Origin of the sequence: Synechocystis sp. PCC 7509, assembly GCF_000332075.2 — a bacterium.
GTDB lineage: Bacteria > Cyanobacteriota > Cyanobacteriia > Cyanobacteriales > Chroococcidiopsidaceae > Aliterella.
In genome coordinates this window covers 1,105,342-1,123,503 of the sequence record NZ_ALVU02000001.1, presented here as the reverse complement: position 1 = coordinate 1,123,503, position 18,162 = coordinate 1,105,342, and the positions used below count along the sequence as shown (strand labels likewise).

General features: G+C 42.0%; 20 protein-coding genes and 1 tRNA gene. 11 read left to right on the top strand and 10 right to left on the bottom strand.

Going from position 1 to position 18,162, the window contains the following annotated elements:
• Position 1: 1 nt before the first annotated feature.
• Positions 2-127: a hypothetical protein gene (locus SYN7509_RS31235; RefSeq protein WP_255327286.1), complete on the bottom strand. Its 126-nt coding sequence runs from the start codon at positions 125-127 to the stop codon at positions 2-4.
• A gap of 145 nt (positions 128-272) precedes the next feature.
• Here SYN7509_RS31235 and SYN7509_RS0205735 point away from each other — a divergent pair, with 145 nt between their 5' ends.
• The 5 genes from SYN7509_RS0205735 to SYN7509_RS0205715 all read left to right on the top strand — a co-directional run bounded on the left by SYN7509_RS0205735 (position 273) and on the right by SYN7509_RS0205715 (position 3,031).
• A complete protein-coding gene (locus tag SYN7509_RS0205735; protein WP_009631150.1) occupies positions 273-959 on the top strand; it encodes an ATP-dependent Clp protease proteolytic subunit in 687 nt (228 codons plus the stop codon).
• Positions 960-989: 30 nt separating this feature from the next.
• Positions 990-1,583: an ATP-dependent Clp protease proteolytic subunit gene (locus tag SYN7509_RS0205730; protein ID WP_009631149.1), complete on the top strand. Its 594-nt coding sequence runs from the start codon at positions 990-992 to the stop codon at positions 1,581-1,583.
• Complete coding sequence (locus tag SYN7509_RS0205725) at positions 1,583-2,197, top strand: J domain-containing protein (protein WP_009631148.1); 615 nt, start codon at positions 1,583-1,585, stop codon at positions 2,195-2,197. Before SYN7509_RS0205730 ends, SYN7509_RS0205725 begins: the two co-directional genes overlap by 1 nt.
• Positions 2,198-2,231: 34 nt before the next feature.
• Complete coding sequence (locus SYN7509_RS0205720; protein WP_009631147.1) at positions 2,232-2,492, top strand: MoaD/ThiS family protein; 261 nt, start codon at positions 2,232-2,234, stop codon at positions 2,490-2,492.
• 71 nt (positions 2,493-2,563) lie between these two features.
• On the top strand, positions 2,564-3,031 hold the full coding sequence (locus tag SYN7509_RS0205715) for a GNAT family N-acetyltransferase (protein ID WP_009631146.1): 468 nt from the start codon (positions 2,564-2,566) through the stop codon (positions 3,029-3,031).
• On the opposite strand, the gene SYN7509_RS0205710 is transcribed toward SYN7509_RS0205715, so the two are convergent.
• From SYN7509_RS0205710 to SYN7509_RS0205685, 6 genes are all read right to left on the bottom strand, one after another.
• The gene (locus SYN7509_RS0205710; protein WP_009631145.1) at positions 2,982-3,914 is read right to left on the bottom strand and encodes a sensor histidine kinase; all 933 of its coding nucleotides are present in this window, start codon (positions 3,912-3,914) and stop codon (positions 2,982-2,984) included. The genes SYN7509_RS0205715 and SYN7509_RS0205710 overlap by 50 nt on opposite strands.
• A gap of 15 nt (positions 3,915-3,929) precedes the next feature.
• The gene (locus SYN7509_RS0205705) at positions 3,930-4,517 is read right to left on the bottom strand and encodes an L-threonylcarbamoyladenylate synthase (RefSeq protein WP_009631144.1); all 588 of its coding nucleotides are present in this window, start codon (positions 4,515-4,517) and stop codon (positions 3,930-3,932) included.
• Between the two features lie 23 nt (positions 4,518-4,540).
• A complete protein-coding gene (prmC, locus tag SYN7509_RS0205700) occupies positions 4,541-5,443 on the bottom strand; it encodes a peptide chain release factor N(5)-glutamine methyltransferase (RefSeq protein WP_009631143.1) in 903 nt (300 codons plus the stop codon).
• 8 nt (positions 5,444-5,451) lie between these two features.
• Positions 5,452-6,252 (bottom strand): Tic22 family protein, encoded by an 801-nt coding sequence (locus SYN7509_RS0205695; protein WP_227501475.1) that lies wholly within the window; start codon positions 6,250-6,252, stop codon positions 5,452-5,454.
• 372 nt (positions 6,253-6,624) lie between these two features.
• A tRNA-Pro gene (locus tag SYN7509_RS0205690) sits at positions 6,625-6,698 on the bottom strand.
• 79 nt (positions 6,699-6,777) lie between these two features.
• Positions 6,778-7,311 (bottom strand): GNAT family N-acetyltransferase, encoded by a 534-nt coding sequence (locus SYN7509_RS0205685; protein ID WP_028954121.1) that lies wholly within the window; start codon positions 7,309-7,311, stop codon positions 6,778-6,780.
• A 359-nt stretch (positions 7,312-7,670) separates the two neighbouring features.
• On the opposite strand from SYN7509_RS0205685, the gene SYN7509_RS0205680 reads away from it, so the two are divergent.
• Entirely contained in the window at positions 7,671-8,597 is a 927-nt protein-coding gene (locus tag SYN7509_RS0205680) for an alpha/beta fold hydrolase (RefSeq protein WP_009631140.1), read from the top strand.
• 16 nt (positions 8,598-8,613) lie between these two features.
• On the opposite strand, the gene tsaD is transcribed toward SYN7509_RS0205680, so the two are convergent.
• Positions 8,614-9,657 carry a tRNA (adenosine(37)-N6)-threonylcarbamoyltransferase complex transferase subunit TsaD gene (tsaD, locus tag SYN7509_RS0205675; RefSeq protein WP_009631139.1) on the bottom strand — a complete coding sequence of 348 codons (1,044 nt, stop codon included), beginning with the start codon at positions 9,655-9,657 and terminating at the stop codon, positions 8,614-8,616.
• 349 nt (positions 9,658-10,006) lie between these two features.
• Between tsaD and SYN7509_RS0205670 the strand changes: the two genes are divergently transcribed.
• From SYN7509_RS0205670 to SYN7509_RS0205665, 3 genes are all read left to right on the top strand, one after another.
• Complete coding sequence (locus SYN7509_RS0205670; protein WP_009631138.1) at positions 10,007-10,507, top strand: photosystem I reaction centre subunit III; 501 nt, start codon at positions 10,007-10,009, stop codon at positions 10,505-10,507.
• A 38-nt stretch (positions 10,508-10,545) separates the two neighbouring features.
• Complete coding sequence (locus SYN7509_RS28280; RefSeq protein ID WP_009631137.1) at positions 10,546-10,695, top strand: Photosystem I reaction centre subunit IX / PsaJ; 150 nt, start codon at positions 10,546-10,548, stop codon at positions 10,693-10,695.
• A 289-nt stretch (positions 10,696-10,984) separates the two neighbouring features.
• A complete protein-coding gene (locus tag SYN7509_RS0205665) occupies positions 10,985-11,506 on the top strand; it encodes a photosystem I reaction center subunit XI (protein WP_009631136.1) in 522 nt (173 codons plus the stop codon).
• Between the two features lie 115 nt (positions 11,507-11,621).
• Here the strand turns inward: SYN7509_RS0205665 and gmk are convergent, their stop codons facing one another.
• Positions 11,622-12,206, bottom strand: a complete 585-nt coding sequence (gene gmk, locus SYN7509_RS0205660) for a guanylate kinase (protein WP_009631135.1) — start codon at positions 12,204-12,206, stop codon at positions 11,622-11,624.
• Between the two features lie 49 nt (positions 12,207-12,255).
• Positions 12,256-12,516 (bottom strand): extracellular matrix/biofilm regulator RemA, encoded by a 261-nt coding sequence (gene remA / locus SYN7509_RS0205655; RefSeq protein WP_009631134.1) that lies wholly within the window; start codon positions 12,514-12,516, stop codon positions 12,256-12,258.
• A 208-nt stretch (positions 12,517-12,724) separates the two neighbouring features.
• Between remA and SYN7509_RS0205650 the strand changes: the two genes are divergently transcribed.
• Positions 12,725-14,464, top strand: coding sequence for an Rqc2 family fibronectin-binding protein (locus SYN7509_RS0205650; RefSeq protein WP_009631133.1), 1,740 nt, complete (start codon positions 12,725-12,727; stop codon positions 14,462-14,464).
• Between the two features lie 541 nt (positions 14,465-15,005).
• The gene (locus SYN7509_RS0205645) at positions 15,006-18,128 is read left to right on the top strand and encodes a hypothetical protein (protein ID WP_009631132.1); all 3,123 of its coding nucleotides are present in this window, start codon (positions 15,006-15,008) and stop codon (positions 18,126-18,128) included.
• The last annotated feature ends 34 nt before the right edge of the window (positions 18,129-18,162 follow it).

The following is an 18,162-nucleotide window of genomic DNA, read 5'->3' as shown; positions in this document are numbered from 1 at the left end:
GTTAAAAATAGTCTTCTTCAACGGTTATCCCGATTAAATGCCAATCTGAGGGATGTCTTAATTCAGGGTGCGATCGCCTAGCGGAAAACTTAGTTGGCATTAAAGAAGATTTTTTGACTGGCGGCAAAATTTTAAGTTGGGCAAAAAATTAACCAGGCGATCGCCTATAAGTTGATTATCGGTACTATAGCTAGAAAACCGTACCTCTACTAGCCCTAGCCTCGCGCTAGGATGTATTACATATATTGGTATTATTTCAGGCATTAGTTGCTATGACACAAGTAAAGGCTGTCCAAGCCGCTTATTCTGGCGATTCTTCTTACAGAACCCCACCACCGGATCTACCTTCGTTACTTTTAAAAGAACGAATTGTCTACTTGGGACTACCTTTAGTTACACCAGATGAATATAAACAGCAACTTGGGGTAGATGTAACCGAGCTAATTATTGCTCAATTACTTTACTTGCAATACGACGACCCAGAAAAACCTATTTATATTTACATCAACTCTACGGGTACTTCTTGGTATGGCGGCGATGCGATCGGAGCAGAAACCGAGGCTTTCGCCATTTGCGACACGCTGAACTATATCAAGCCCCCAGTCCATACTATTTGTATTGGGCAAGCAATGGGAACTGCCGCTATGATTCTCTCGGCTGGCACTAAAGGCTTTAGAGCAAGTTTGCCCAACGCTACCATCGTCCTGCATCAAGCTCGCCGCCGCGCTCCTTACAGTCAAGCTACCGATATCCAAATCCACGCCAAAGAAGTTTTTGTCAATAAAGAGATTATCTTAGATATTCTCACTGCTAATACAGGTCAGGAAAAAACAAAAATTGCCAAAGACATGGATCGGATGTACTACATGACTCCTCACCAAGCCAAAGAATACGGCTTGATTGACAAAGTTTTGGAAAGTTCTAAAGACCTTCCTCAACCTCTGGCTGTTGCTCGATAATTTTTATAACCCCCTCCTGGAGAATTTATTATGCCTATTGGTATTCCTAGAGTCCCCCATCGCTTTCCAGGTGAGCCTTACACCCAATGGATAAATATTTACGAACGCCTTTCCCTAGAACGAATCATCTTTTTAAGTGGAGAAGTCACTGATGGAATGGCAAATTCGATCATTGCCAGACTTTTGTATCTAGATTCTGAAGATCAAAGCAAAGATATTTATATCTACATCAACTCTCCTGGTGGTTCTGTTACCGCCGGATTGGCAATCTACGACACCATGCAGCACATCAAATCAAATATAGTGACGATTTGTGTGGGTATGGCGGCTTCTATGGGTTCGTTTTTGCTAGCGGCGGGTACTAAGGGCAAGCGTTTGGCATTGCCTCACGCCCGAATTATGATTCACCAACCCGCCGGGGGCGCTCAAGGTCAAGCAACCGATATCGAAATTGAAGCGCGAGAAATTCTCCGCCTGCGTCATCAACTCAATCAAATGCTGGCAGATAGAACCAGCCAGCCATTGGCAAAAATTGAGAAAGATACAGACCGAGACTATTTTATGTCGGCGGCGGAAGCTAAAGACTACGGCTTAATTGACCGGGTAATTGAAGAACGCAATTAATGCTATTAGCCTTTAGATTAAACCCTAAAGGCTATTCAATATTTAACTTTATGGACATTGCCGCCTGTTACCGCTTGTTAGAATTGTCGCCTTTAGCGACCTTAGCAGAAATAAAAGCTTCCTACCGACGATTAGCGCGGCAATACCACCCTGATATTAATCCCGGCGACCATATCGCGGCCAAGGAAAAATTCATTGCTTTAGCGGCAGCCTACCAAGTTCTGGTAGCATCAACCCAGCAATCGCCGCCTATAGAAATCGCTCCCACCAAGCCAAAAATTAAAGTAACGCGCCCCACATCGCCACCATTATCTGTTGCCGAACAAAAGCTAAAAAATGACTATTATCAACAGTTACAAGAGTTATGGAAGTATCAAAAATTCCCTAGAGCGATCGCTTTAGCAGAAGGTTTGGCGCGACGTTTACCTTATGACAAAGAAATCAAATCTTGGAGTGCAATATCTTACTGGCGTTGGGGAAGTTATTTAATTGGTCAAAAGCAGCCAGACAAAGCCCGAATTTTTCTCAAAAAAGCCTTAAAAACCGATCCTCAAAATCGTCAGCTATGGTCGCAAGTAGAGCAAGAATTTCGGCGACTAGAAAAAATATGGTAATAGGTAATAGTTTTAATATAACCAATTCCCAATTATGATGTCTCAAGCAATTACTGTTACTGTCAAGTTGTTTGCAGCCTATCAAGAGGCTTACCAACAATCAGAATTAGTGTTAGAGTTTCCGCCCCAAACTCCGGCTTTCGCTGTTTTAGAACGCCTAATTTCTCAACATCCCGAACTAAAAAAATGGCAAGAAATTACTCGCTTTGGGGTCAACTTGCAATTTGTTTCTCCTGATACACCTTTAGTAGATGGTGATGAAGTAGTCTTAATTCCACCCGTGAGCGGTGGTTAAATTAAAAATTTTGCATAATTGAATAAATGTAAAGAAAAAGTTACAATAAATTTTGGTTTACAAAAAAAACTATGGACTGTAGCCACCTACGATTTTGCGATCGCAAATCCGTTATCGATCTAACTCAATTGCAAGCGCTATTGAAGTTAGGAGCTTTTTGGGCAACCGAGCGTAAAATTGAAGACTTGAATATTGCCATTGAAAACAGCGAACCAGTAATTAGCGTTTGGGATAATCAAAAGCTAATTGGTTTTGCTCGTGCGACTTCTGACGGTATCTACCGCGCGACTATTTGGGATGTGGTAATTGATCTAGAATACCGGGGTGCAGGATTGGGACGCAAGTTAGTAGAAACGGTTTTGAGTCATCCCCGTATGAATAAAGTTGAGAGGATTTACCTAACTACAACTCATCAACAAAGCTTTTATGAAAGAATCGGCTTTGAAGCTAATTCTAGCACCACAATGGTACTGTACAATCAACCCATAGCTAAGGTTCAAGCTCTAGAAGCGCATTATCAAGAGTTAATCGGGGGATAGAAATTTGCATTCGCGTTGTGGGCGATAGTTCACTATTTGTAGGCGCAGGAAAAATTTCTAATTTGCCTTGCATAACTTCCAACAAAGTTTGAGCAAGTAACAATCCTAATCCGGGGGAAGTTTTGTTTAGGCTATACTCAGCAACAAAACGTGCTTTGCAACCAATAGTGTCACAACTAGCACCCGTCGATTGCATTAAATTGATAGGCTCATTCCAATTACTAGCAGCTAAGGGCGCATCTATCCAAATATAAACAAATTCAGTTTCTGGCACTAAAGAAACCGATAGATACAAAATTGTGCCATCTTCAACGCCGAGAATCACTGTATCGATTAGATTGAGAATTATTTGCCGCAACCAGCGAGGATCGGCTAAAACATAAATTTCTGGAGGCGGCGGCGATAGATTTATCTGATGGCGGCGATTTGCCGCTACCATGCGTAAAATATTACAAACTTCCTCTAAAACAAAACTTAATTGTAGTGGTTGAATTTCTAGTTTATTAGTCCCCTGCTCGATTCTGGAAACATTGAGGATTTCGTCGATCAGCTTGACTAACTCCAAGGCTGCTTCATGAGCTTGGGCAACAAATTGACGTTCTTCGGTTTTGTCGTCGCATAAATCGGACAAAATTAATTGATGTAAACCAATAATATTACTCAAAGGCGATCGCAATTCATGAGAAGTACGCGCCAAAAAACCCCCTTTAAATTGGCTCATTTGTTGCGCCATCAAGTAAGCAAGTTGGGTTTGTTGCCAAATATCTGATTGTTGTAGGGGAATAACTGGTGCAGAAGTAGAAACTCTTGGCGGCTTTAACCAACGACTCCCTAATCCCACTCCTAATCCCGTTGCGAAATATACCCAGTTAGCCAAATCCATAATTAATTGCGTAAATCAAGTCTTTAACGTAACCGCTCCCAAACGTAAAATCTGCCAATTGTTACCAATCCACTTAATAACTGTAGAAGGCATAGCACTGGCTAAAGGTTCTCCACCTAATGTAGGTAGTAAAGTTAGAACATGGGGAAACTCAGCAGCAATTTCCTCAAGGGTTTGTAATGGTGGTTTACCCGACTTATTAGCGCTAGTAGTAGCCAGCGCCCCAGTACGAGCCAAAATAGCTTGAGCAACGGCATGATTTGGCACGCGCAAGCCAACAGTATCAGGACTTGCTAAGTTGATGTCTTTAGGCACGCGATCGCTAGCTGGTAGCACCATAGTTACTGCACCAGGCCAATAAGTTGCCGCCATTTGTTGCCAAATTAATAATTCCTCTCTACTCCCCGCCACAAAATCCCAAAGCTCGGTAGCATCGGCCGCCATCAAAATTAGCGGTTTATCTTGACTGCGCTGCTTGGCGGCAAAAATTAATGGTGCTTTTTGCGGTAAAGCTGCCAAAGCTGGAACTGTATCGGTGGGAAAACTAATTAAATTGCCAGCAAGAACTCCCTCTATCAATTCTTGCCGCGTTGCTTGCGTCATTGTTAGTTTTTTTGAAAATTTAATTACTTTATTAAAGCTAAAACAAAACGTTCAATGCCTGCTAAATCGGCATGAATTGAAATATTAGTATAACTTTGGCGATCGCCTAGCAACTTTGCAACAATTTCTGCTTGTCCCGCCATAGTTTCTACCAACCAAACCCCCCCACTCTGCAAATAATCTGGCGCAGTGTCAACTAAATAGCGCAAGCAGTCTAAGCCGTCTTCGCCGCCATCTAGAGCCAGCTTTGGTTCGTGCTGGGCAACTTCCGGTTGTAGCTGCGATACTAAAGCGCTGGGAATATAAGGAGGATTGGACACCATACCGCTAAATTTACCCTTGAGCCTTGCTAGAGGCTGCCACCAAGAACCCTGGTAGAAGTTAATGCGATTTCCATAACCCAAGGATTGAGCATTAGTCAGCGCGATTTCTATAGCTTGTTGGCTGGAATCAACAGCATGGATCTTTGCTTGCGGAAATACCTCCGCAAGTCCTACACTAATTGCTCCACTACCCGTCCCTAAGTCTGCCCAGTGTCCTTGTAGGAGTGGGGGGCTACTTTTTGTCGCCATTACCGCCAGATCGATTAGTTGCTCTGTTTCTGGGCGGGGAATCAGTACTGCTGGAGAAACCGCTAATTTAAAGTTTCGCCAAAACACAACTCCAGCAATATACTGAACTGGCAAGCACTCCTCTAGCCGTCTTTGCCATAACCTGTCTAAGTCTTCAAGCTTTAGCTGTAGGGGAATTTGGGGCAAATCTTGAAAAGACTCTAGGCGTAGAGTTAATTTTTCAAGTCCTGCTACTTCTTGCAGCAGCCAGTCTAATTCGCTTGGTAAAACTTTAGCTGCGATCGCCGCTTTTTGGGCGGCTTTACGCCACTGCCAAAGTTCGTCTCCCGAAACCACCCACAGCTTTTGAGTCACTAACCAACCTATTTTTTACGTGGTTGCGCTGCTGGTTGCAGACTGCGAACAAAGTCTATTGATTCTTTGGGTGGAACCAACATGATTTGGTCTAGCTGGTTATCGTTGCGACTTTTCATCGTTTCAATTACCCCTTCTAAGTTCACTACTTGAATTTCCACAGTAGAAGCTAAGTCTGGTTGTTGTTTTTTGAAGCGCTCTAGCATTGTTTGCAATTCTTCTTGGTTGAAAAAGAAAGGAATTACTTGTTGATTTGCTTGTTTTACCGTTAAGTAGCCTTTTTCTTTGCCAGCTTTAGCGACAAACAACGGCGTTCCTTGAAACTTTTTCTCATCTTGACCTGCTTTTTTAAGTATTGCCATTGCTGCATCTACTTGTTGCTTGGCTGGTACGTAAGCAAAGTCTAAGGCGTTAGGTTTGTTGGCGGTAGATTGATCTAGCTTATATACTTCACCCAAAGAGACGGGAACTACCCGGACGCTTTTAGCTAGTTCCGGGTTTTTGGTTTTAAGCTGATTGACGAACGCTTCTGCATCCCGTTGATTGATAAATACCCCCGCAACTCCTCCTTGCTTATCGTTGTCGCTATTAGAAGCTACTAGCGGCGCTCCTTTGGCATCAGTGATGGTAAATACAGGTACTGGCCCTAGCTTTTGGACAATTTTCTCTTGAGGCATGGCGATCGCGCTGAGGGTGCCGACAATTGCCGAGCCGATGATGGCACTGCTAACTATCCCTAACTTTGCACCCAAATTAAACATTGATTTCATGAATACTCCTGGCATGAGTTGCCAATTATTATCAGTCAAACGGTTATATCTTACTTACTATTGATTCGATGTGTGATGAGGAGGAACAATTTATGTGAGCTATTCTATCGTTCATTCCTTTTTTTGCCCGCTCAATATAATTCTACTTAGTTTTAGCTGTTGAAAATTTGGCACAATTTGTTCCTGGCGTTCTCAGGGAAACAAAGGTTTTTGGACAAAATCTCTAATCGCTGACAATCTACACTTGTTTATGGTTGACGCTGGGCAAAGAAAAATCGTTCCTACTTCACCGGATCTAAGTAAGCTGCTTGGACAAGATTTTGTTACCAATTTGAAAATTGGCACTGTTTTTTATCTTAGTTGCAGCATAAATTGTAACTAATTGCAATTATTTTAGATATTTTTTCTCAATCGGGATGACAGGATTTGAACCTGCGACATCCTGCTCCCAAAGCAGGCGCGCTACCAAGCTGCGCTACATCCCGGATTTAATCTCGTCCACTAACTTAACACAAGAAGTAAGACTATAACAAATAACCATTTAATTGTCTAGTAGGAACGGCTTCAACTTGGATACCAAAACATCCCTTTAATTCCTTCTGGATCAGCAGTAAAGCCTAAACCGCGATAAAAGTCCACTACTTGAGGATCGGCAAATAAAGTTACATTGCTAATATCTTCGCTCCTAAGTTTTTTAATCATATATTTCATCATTGCTTTGCCCAAGCCCTTGCCTTGAAAATCGGGATGAACGACTACATCCCAAATAGTGGCATTAAAGGCATGGTCGGAAGTAGCACGGGCAAAGCCTATAAGACGTTTTCCCGTCCCGCGTACTTCCCACATTGAGGCGACAAGAAAACTAAACTCAATGGCTTTTTTAACTTTACGTAAAGGACGACGCGACCAACCAACAGCATCGCAAAGTTCTTCCAGTTCATAAAGATCGATATGACGATCGCTACTAAACACAATTGTGCGATCGCCACTAGCAGAAAAACCGCTAACGGCTTCTAGGGCTGTGTAATCATCGCCCGACGTTATTTTGGTTTCCGTGGTAGTTTCAGCACCGTTAAACCAGCTTTTCCAAAAACCCATGCCAACGTGGTTCGATAGTAAAATTATCTGACTGTATTGGTTAATAAAGATAAAGTCATAAGCAAGAAGCAAAACTTTATCCTTGGTATAAAAGCAAATAAGTAGAAAAATTTAGTTTTCTGCTTTGTATAGACTCCTAGAAGCCAATGATGCTTTTACCTAACCATTTTCAACTTTAACACTTTGTTTACAATCCGATATACGACAGGGATCAATTTCTTGCTGGCAAAAAACTAAAAGTATATTTTTTCAAGCTCCAAATCTTTAAATAGCTTGTCAAGCTGCTTTATTTGGTACTAAGTCAGTTTCTTGCGCATTTTAGTTTCAAAGCGGAGGGGTGTTAGGGATAGGATATTATTATGGCAACTATTGAAATTTTGGGAATTGAACATAGCTACGAACTGACGGGCTTTGCGTCAAGTTCTCCGACCTTAGTTTTTATTCACGGTTGGCTATTAAGTCGTAAATACTGGCAACCTTTAATCGAAGGATTTGCCCCCGATTACCAGTGTTTGGCTTACGATTTACGTGGCTTTGGTGAATCGATTGGCGGTTTAGCGCCCAACACAGCAAAAACTAAGTTAACAAATAATTCTTTCTCCATTACCCCATTTCAGACCAATTCCTTAGAGGCGACGGCGGAAAATATATTTTCTAATTGCTACACGGCGGCGGCTTATGCCCAGGATTTAGTAATTTTGTTAGAAAAGTTAAATATTAACAACGCCTGGTTAATTGGTCACTCTCTAGGCGCTACGGTGGCGCTATGGGCTGCCGACCGTAGTACCCAAATTAAAGGAGTAATTTGTATTAATGCGGGTGGAGGAGTTTATCTCAAAGAGGCTTTTGAGCAGTTTCGCGCCGCCGGTCAGCAGTTAGTAAAAATCCGTCCGCGTTGGCTTTGTTATTTGCCTTTAGTTGACTTAATATTTACCCGCGCTAACGTAGTTAATCCGATCGCCCAAAAGTGGGGTCGGCAAAGAGTAATTGATTTTGTAATGGCTGACCCCGAAGCTGCTTTAGGCACGCTTTTAGACTCGACCACCGAGGCAGAAGTTAACCGATTACCTTCGTTAGTATCTCAATTGTCTCAGCCTGTGTATTTCTTTGCCGGACAGCAAGACCAGATTATGGAACCAAAATATGTACGTCATCTGGCAAGCTTTCACCCGTTGTTTCAAAGCAACCAAGGCAATGTATTAGAAATTTCCAATTGCGGACACTTGGCAATGCTAGAACAAACAGATGCTGTGGCTAGGGAAATTCGTTCTATTTTGGTTAGATAGGGGTAATGGCAATTCCCTAATGCTGATAGAGTTGCATAACTTCTGTTAGTGGTAAACGCGATCGCACTCCCAAAGTTAATGGTGAAGTGTGTCCGCGCTCAAAGTGTGCCGCCGCCGCACAGCCAATCATTGCCGCATTGTCGGTACAAAACTTCATCGGTGGAAATAGTACGCGTAAATTGCGATCGGTAGCAGCTTTTTGTAAATGCTGTCTCAGTCCGCTATTTGCCGCTACGCCACCACCTACAGCAATAGTGTCTAGACCGAAATCGATAGCACAAGCAATGGCTCTTTTGGTGAGACTTTGGGCTACAGTTTCTTGAAAACTAGCAGCGATATCTGCCACGGGAACAACCACGTTTTCAACCTTTAGCTGCTGTACTAGCCGCAACACCGCCGTTTTTAAGCCGCTAAAACTAGAATCGTAAGGATGATAACCACCCTTGGGCAGAGAAATTTTGCCTTCGGGAAGGGCAAAAGCTTGGGGATTGCCGATTTGAGCTAACTTATCAATGGCTGGGCCGCCCGGATATCCTAAGTCTAATAATCGGGCTACTTTGTCAAAAGCTTCTCCCGCCGCATCGTCGCGGGTTTGCCCCAGGGTTTCGTATCCGCCGCAATCTTTGACATAAATCAAGCTGGTATGACCGCCAGAAACTAACAAACTTAAAAACGGCGGCTCTAAACTAGGTTCGCTCAAACAATTGGCGTAAATATGCCCTTCGAGGTGATGTACTCCGATTAATGGCAGGTTGTACAAAATTGCTAAAGTTTTGGCGGCAGATAAGCCTACCATTAGCGCCCCTACAAGCCCTGGCGCACAAGTTACGGCGATCGCATCAATTTGGTTTATTGATATTTGCGCCTGTTCTAGGGCGGCGGAAGTCGCGCTATTGATGGTTTCTAAGTGCTGGCGCGATGCTACTTCTGGTACTACCCCGCCGTACTTTTTATGAATGGGAATTTGAGAAGCTACGATACTACTGCAAACGGTACGATTGTTTACTACTGCCACGGCAGTTTCATCGCAGCTAGTTTCTATTGCTAAGATAGTTGCCATTTTTTGAAATCAACGCTTAATTTACTATATTTCTGGCAGTTGCCTGCTTGTATTGTTTGAGAAACTTAAACTTTTATTTACTTAAACCCTTCTCGGATCGCCGACAAGAGTATGATAACTTCCAAGCTCAGAGCGCGAGTTTGATAGGTATCGTTATGCTTCCGGTCAAACTCGCCTCCCCAAAAAAACTTGTACAAGCATTTTCGCTCTTGGGGAAAATCGGCAGTATAACTATTGCTACCGCCAAGATCCGCTCTCTGGGAAAACTCTGTAGAGGGAAACCCTCAAGAGCAGATTTTTCGCTCGTACAACAAACTTTATTTGTTTTGTAACAAAGGGAAACAATTTCATGCAACGATTGTTTGCTTTGGTTCTAGTCATTGGTTTCTGGTTTAACTTTGCTCCTCCAGCCTCAGCTTCACCGGGAGCTAACCTAGTACCTTGTAGTGAATCACCAGCGTTTCTTCAACGGGCAAAAGATGCCCGCAACACAACTTCCGACCCTCAATCCGGCGCAAAACGTTTTGAGCGTTATGCTCAAGCCCAGTGCGGTCCTGAAGGTTTGCCCCATTTAATTGTTGATGGTCGCCTCGACCGTGCTGGAGATTTTATTATTCCTAGCATTCTCTTTCTTTATATTGCTGGTTGGATTGGCTGGGCAGGTCGCTCTTATATCCGAGCCATCAAGAAATTAGACGGTTCTCCCGAAAGCAAGGAAATTATCATTGACGTGCCTTTGGCGCTGCAATGTACCGTCGGAGGTGCTACTTGGCCTTTGGCAGCTACTTCGGAATTTTTATCTGGCGAACTTTACGCCAAAGATGAAGAAATACCTGTTTCGCCGCGCTAATTTAGCTTAATTTATCCGTTTATTTTGGATGTCAATTGATGAAAAATAAAGAAGACCAAAAAACCTACTTTCTTCAGTATCTTTCTCTAGCGCCAGTGCTGGCAGTGCTTTCAGTTTCTGTTGCTTTCACTACTTGGGCTTTATTCAATTACAGTTTCCCTGACTTGCTTTTTCATCCTATGCCGTAGCAGTAGCTATTTACTACTTCGATAAAATCTTATTAGCTGTTAGCTCCTATAGATTACTTGTCAACCAGGTAATTTACTTAGCTAATAGCTAATAACTGTAATTTAGTCTTACTTCTAAAGGTAGAAATTTGCAATTTTTCCATAGCATAGATTGCGAGTTTTTTTAGTGATTATTTAGCAAAAGTTAGCTTAATTAATTTTTCTAAAGTTGGCAACGAAAACTGTTATTTAACTACAGCAAATAACCTAAAATGATGCCACTATCTTGTTTAAATACATCAGAGCAAATATGGCGCAAGCAATAGATGCATCAAAAGATCGCCCTAGCGATCCTAGAAATAGAGAAGTTGTGTTTCCTCCCAACCGCGATCCGCAGTGGGGAGACTTGGAAACACCAATCAATAATTCTAGCCTCGTTAAATGGTTCATTAATAACTTGCCAGCTTACCGCCAAGGGATAACTACCCAACGGCGAGGAATAGAAGCTGGTATGGCTCATGGTTATTGGCTGCTTGGCCCCTTTGCCAAACTAGGGCCACTGCGAGATACTGATATTGCTAATTTGGCTGGGTTATTATCAACCTTGGGTATGGTGGCAATTTCAGCTTTTGCGATCGCACTGTACGCTAATAGCAATCCTCCCCAACCAGTTGCTAATGTAACGACAGCAAATAAAGTACCTGATGCTTTCAAGTCCCCCGAAGGTTGGAATACTTACGCTACTAGCTTTCTAATTGGTGGCGTTGGTGGGGCGGTAGTTGCCTACTTCCTGCTTGACAATATAGAAGTAATCCAACGAGTGTTTGGCTAGTTGGGAGAACTCACCGCACGCCTAAAAATTTGCGGGATAAATAGAGTAGGTAAGAAAGGTAAATTGTATTTACTTTAAGTGAAAACTTTTACTTTTTTTGCCTACTCTTTTGGCTTTAACCAAATATAGCAGTCTCCAGTTGATGCAAAGCTGTTTCTAAGTCGTCATTAATAATTTGTAAATCAAACTCGCAAGCGGCATCAATTTCTATTTGGGCCTGTTGAAGACGACGAACAATAGCTGATTCGGAGTCGGTGGCGCGGTTTCGCAAGCGTTGCTCTAAGGCGCTAAAAGACGGCGGTAGAATAAAAATCCGTAAGGCATCGGGCATAGAAGTAGAAATTTGTTTAGCTCCTTGTAGCTCAATTTCCAGCAAAACAGTTTTGCTTTGGGCGAGTTTTTGTTCTACAGGTAAACGCAAAGTGCCGTAATAGTTCCCCGCAAACTCTGCCCATTCCAGAAGATTATTGCCCGCAATCATTTTTTCAAAATCATTACGACTAACAAAGTAGTAATGTTGCTCTTGAATTTCCCCCGGACGTGGCGAACGAGTAGTCGCAGAAATTGACAAATAAAGTTCGGGGTGACGTTGCCGGAGAACTTGCACCAAAGTACCCTTGCCAACGCCACTAGGGCCGGTTAAAACAATTAACTTCCCCCAAGATGGGCAATTGTCTTGAGTAGAATTAGAAATTTGCATTCCCTGGCACAAATTCGACATATTCAATTTTTATTTACAGCGCTCTATACTAATTATCTGGTTGTTCGCGGCTAAGGACAAACCGATTGGCTACAGTTTCCGGCTGAATTGCCGACAAAATCACGTGGCTAGAATCAGTAATAATTACCGCCCTAGTACGCCGACCATAAGTAGCATCAATTAGCTGCCCGCGATCGCGCGCATCTGTAATAATACGCTTAATGGGGGCAGATTCGGGACTAACAATCGCAACTACTCGGTTGGCAGAGACGATATTACCAAAACCGATATTTATAAGCTGAATATCCATGCAAAAATGACGCGACGCGCCTTATGACAAGCTTTGAAACCTAACTTCAATGTTATATACAAAAATTTGGACTTACAAGCCTAAAATTAGCTAAAAACCTGATTTTTGGGGTTTTAATCTCGGTTTTTTTAATTTTTCTACCTTTAGATATGCCTCAAAAGGTAGAACAAATACTTAATTCTATTCTCTTAGTTAAAGAAGATTTGCTTTGCAACCTGTTGACTTGACAACTTTAATTGCTTCTACTTGCGAAATTCGGACGTTGTGGCTACCAGCGCGTACCGAGCAAGTATACCAACGAAACCGCTTTACAATTGCGATCGCTTTACGCACATTAAATCAGCGAGGATGGCTAGAAATATGCTGGCATCCCCAAGCGGCGCATTTTTGTATGGGTTCACCGCCGCCGCGAAGTCCTGATACTTTTACCTTTAGTCAACAATTGATTCATCAGTTAAATGGTTTGGCGCTAGTGGCGCTTGAAGAAGTCGCCCCTTGGGAACGGGTGATTGATTTGCAATTTGCCCGTCGTCCCGGAGAAAGCGCTCTGTGGCATTTGTATGTAGAAATTATGGGCAAATACAGCAACGTTATTCTTACCGATGCTAGTAATGTTATCGTCACGGCGGCGCACCAAGTCAGCCAACAGCAGTCAAGTGTTCGTCCAATTCAAACCGGGCAAACTTACGAATTGCCCCCATCATTGAGCGGTACTGTACCATCGGTGAAGGAGGAAAATTCGCGTTGGATTGAACGAGTAAACTTAGTTCCAGGTCCAATAGGACGCTGTTTACTCAAAAGTTACCGGGGTTTGAGTCCAGCTTTGGTACAGTCAATGGTACGAGCAGCAGATTTAGATCCAGAACAATCTACCACCAGTTTAGAACCCGCCGATTGGCAAAGGTTATTTAGCCGTTGGCTGGAATGGTTGCAAAACTTAGAGAAACTACAATTTTTTCCTGGCTGGACTGCTAAAGGTTATACAGTAATGGGTTGGGAAGTAACAAAACCCGTTGCCAATACTCAAGAGTTGCTCGATTTTTACTATACACAGGAGTTAAATCAGCAAGAATTTATTCAGTTACGCAATCAATTGTTGCAAAAACTGAGCAATATTTTGGAAAAATTGCGGCTCAAAGCTCGAACTTTTACGGAGCGCTTGCAGCAGTCCGAAGGGGCGGATGTGTACCGCCAGCAAGCCGACTTGTTGATGGCTAATTTGCCAGCATGGCAACTGGGGATGAAAGAAATTGTTTTGCTTGATTTTGATACAAGTCAACCTGTAACAATTGGTTTAGAGCCGGAAAAAAACGCCGTCCAAAACGCTCAAAAGCTTTATAAACAAGTAGGCAAGCTTAAACGCGCTCGTGGTGCGGTAGAGCCATTACTAAACGACGTACAGGGAGAGATTGACTATTTAGAGCAGGTAGAAAATGCAATTTCTCAAATAGATAAGTATCAATCAATCGCCGATTTAGATGCACTTTATGAAATCCGCGAGGAATTAATTGGGCAAAAGATTCTGGAAGGTTTGCAATACCTGCGTCCTACTTCTAAAACTGACACAACCCCAAATTTTCATAGGTTTCGCACTCCTAGCGGCTTTGAGGTTTTAATCGGGCGTAATAATCAGCAAAACGATCGCTTAACTTTTCGCCTAGCCAATGATTACGATTTGTGGTTTCACGCTCAAGAAATTCCTGGCGCTCACGTACTATTGCGCCTAGAACCCGGTGCTGTAGCAGAAGACCGCGATTTACAATTTACTGCGGATTTAGCTGCTTACTACAGTCGTTCCCGTCAAAGCGATCGCGTTCCGGTAGTTTATACTCAACCCAAGCACGTCTATAAGCCTAAGGGCGCTAAACCTGGTATTGCTATTTATAAGCAAGAACGCATTTTGTGGGGAAAGCCGAGTAACTTCAATCCGGTAATTAGTAATTTGTAATTTTGTCCTCTTGATTTAGACGTAAATTTAAGCTTTACATATCTATTTTGAGAGTAGTATGTCAAGATACTGTGAACTTTTATAAAAAAGTCTGTGTTTCCTGTTACAATAAAAGCACAGATTTCTACTAGCTGAAGCTTTGGGATAGCACAGTTGGGTTTCCTGGAATCAAACGACAATCTAAGAAAAAATTTATAGACTAGCTGTGGTAGGCTGGTCTTTTTTTAATAATGTAAGTCCCCCGTAAAGTTGGCACTGTGGAGTTTTCACCTTACCTAGAAGTTGGTAAGCAAAAATTTAGTTTTAGGGTGAAGCGTATAACCAAACTTTGCCGAAATTCCTCTAGCTGGTAAGACATCTAAAAGTATCAGATTGTTTGGGTTGCAAAGATAGTAGGTTCACACATAGTTATTTAACTAAAAAATCAATTTTTAATTATAAAGTTAAGCTTATAAAGATTTAACAAAAACTAACTGCAATAAGTTCAGGATATCTTATTAACTAGGAATATAATTAGTAATAAGCTTTTATATATATTCCTATGCAATTAATTAAAAGAACAACCTTAATTTATCAACAAGGTAGTTCCGATAAAATCTATGAAATCGATCTATGTCAAATAGGCAACTTATATACAGTTAACTTCCGCTACGGCAAGCGCGGCGCTAGTTTAAAAGAAGGTATAAAAACCGTTCAGCCCATAGCCCAAACCGAGGCGCAGAAAGTATTTGACAAATTAGTTGAAACGCAAATTCAAAAAGGCTATTGCGAACCAAATAATTTACCTGCAAAACAAACTGTAATTCCGGTAATAATCTCACCGCTAACAACGATTGATAACAACCCTCGACACGCCCAAATTCTTAATTGTTTAGCAGGTAGAAACCGCAGTAAATGGAATTTAGATCGGGCAATTTGGCGGGCTGGAGAACTAAAAATTAGAGAAGCTACACCGCTTCTAATTCAACTAATTGGCACGGGCGAACTATTGCGAGATTACTGTATAGCTTGGGCTTTGGGATGGTGTGGCGATAATAGTGCGATCGCACCTTTACAACAGCTTACTCAAAATTCCGCCGAATTTGAATTTGTCCGCCGCATTGCCTGGGAAGCCTTGTATAAGCTATCAGATACCGCAGCGCGGGAGGAAATGAAAGCCCAAAAAATTGCTCAATTACCCCCGCAGTTAAGGGATTTAGCGCTAAATAGTACAGGATTTGCGATCGCACTCAAAGATTATTTAACAACAAACGAATATCAACGTTTTGCCGTTTTAGACACAATTTATCAAATAGATAACGAATTTGTGCGCCCTGCATTGCTAGATGCTATTTGCGAAGCACCTTTAAAACCCAACTATTTCCAACGTCTGCGCCATATCTTTAAAATTGCCGAGTATCGCCACGACGCAGAAGTTTTTGGTATTCTTGCTTATGCTTTTGAAAAAGAACCCAGTACCTTTGACAATAAGCGTACAAATAATTGGCGCTGGGATGCAGTTAATCAAAGATCCATTCTTGTTAGCAAGCCTAGAATCCATGCTACAGAACTTAAAAGTCCTAAGTCAACCAAAGCCTATAGTAAACAAACTCGTGAATATCTGCGGCGGCGGGTATGGCGTACTCTCAAGCAGTTGGGAGAAGAAGGCGATGCTAATTATGTCAATTTAGCTGTTGGTATTCTTTTACAATACGTTGATGCCGATGCTGCACCAGTGCGTCAAATCAGCTATTTTAAGTGGAATCAACAAACTCGTAGACGCGAAGTCATTACTATAAATTGGGATGCCTACGCTAATTACACAACTTTTAACCATATTCTCTACGAACACAGTCAGCGCTACATCCATCATTCCCAATCTTGGCGTTGCAGCCCATCTTACCAACCAGGAGACAAAGAACCGACGATTAGAGAGGAGGCGTTTCCGCAATTATGGCAACAAAAACCTACCGCTTTATTACAGCTAATTCTAGGGAGTGAATGTCGCCCAGTACACCAGTTTGCTGTAAAAGCTTTTCGTAGCTGCCCAGACTACAATAATTTAAACATTGACACCACAATTAAACTACTCGCTAAACCCTACGAAGTTACCGCCGAATTGGGTTTTGAACTTGCCCTTACTCATTACAATCCTACTCAACCAAATTCACAATTAGTATTAGCGGTTGCCAATTGCATCTTACAAAATGCTCGTACCCAATCTTATAGTTGGATTGAAGCGAAAAAAGAATACTTTTTAACTTCTGTAAGTAACTTAATTGCAGGTTTAGTTATTAGCAACCAATCCGAAACTCGCGCCTTTGCCCGGAGGTTGCTAAGTTCAGCCATTTTAAACGATGCTACAGCTAAATTACTAATCGGGCAAATAATCTCGGCGCTACTAGCATTACAACCAACTCAAACTCAAATAGCGCATGACATTAGCCAAACCTTACTACTTAGCTTTACTCCTCAACTGCGCAGCCTAGGTTTTGGGATCATTTTGGATTTATTACAACACCCAATGTCAGAAATTCAAGAGTTGGGGGCGCGAATTTTGCTCAATCATGACACTAAAGCGGCAGATTTACCCTCAGACTTAATAGAGTTTCTTTTAGCTTCCCCTCACGCATCAGTTAGGGGTATAGGAGTGAGGATTTTTGGACAATTACCCGATGAAAAACTCTTAAATAATCGCACTTTACTTGTGGCAATGGCAATCAACGCCGTACCAGAGATTCGCCACGCCATTCGCCCAGTAATTAAACGTTTAGCCAATAATAATACAGAATTTGCTAGTGCGATCGCTCTTGAATTAATCCTTTTTCTCCTTACCCCAGAAAACCATGATGGAGTTCACAAAGATTTAGTGCAGTTAATGCGCGAAGACTTGTTAAGTGGAATGTCTAGCATTAGCAAAGATACAACTATGCTATTAATTCGGAATAAATCTGCTTTAGCGCAAGAATTGGGAGGAATTGTATTGCAAGCCAACAGCAGCAACTTTTTACCAGAATTTTCCATTAGCGAAATAGTAAAACTTGCAAGTCACGAAATACTAGCAATTCGGGAAGCAGCTAGACAAATGTTTCAGCTTGTTTTGCCGCAAATACGCCATAACTCGGAACAAATGCGATCGGCTGTACGTTTATTAGAATCAAAATGGAATGATTCTAGAGAGTTTGCCACCACAATTTTTACCACTGAAAAAGATTGGACACCGGAAGTAATGGTAAGTATTTGTGACAGCGTGAGAGAAGATGTGCGTCAATTTGGGAGAGATTTAGTAACTCGCAACTTTCAAGAAAGTTTTGGACAAGAATATCTATTAAAACTTAGCGAACATCCCTCCGCAGATATGCAGCTATTTGTGACTAATTATTTAGAAAACTATGGCGCAAATAATCCCGAACGTTTGCAAGAATTAACCCCGTATTTCATGAGAATTTTATGCAGCGTCAATCGCGGGAGAGTAGCAAAACAGAGAATTTTTAGTTTTTTGGAAACTGAAGCTCAAAAAAGCGAAGTAGCAGCCCAAATAGTTGCAGAAATTCTTACCCAGCAATCTGCAACAGTCGCAATTGGCGATAAAGCCTCCGCCTTGCAAATAATGCTAAAAATTCATATAAAATACCCGCAAATACCTTTACCAATAGCAATTAAACCAACTGTAGAAGTTAGGTAATAGGTGACTGATAAAACCGTTCAGAACAAATAAA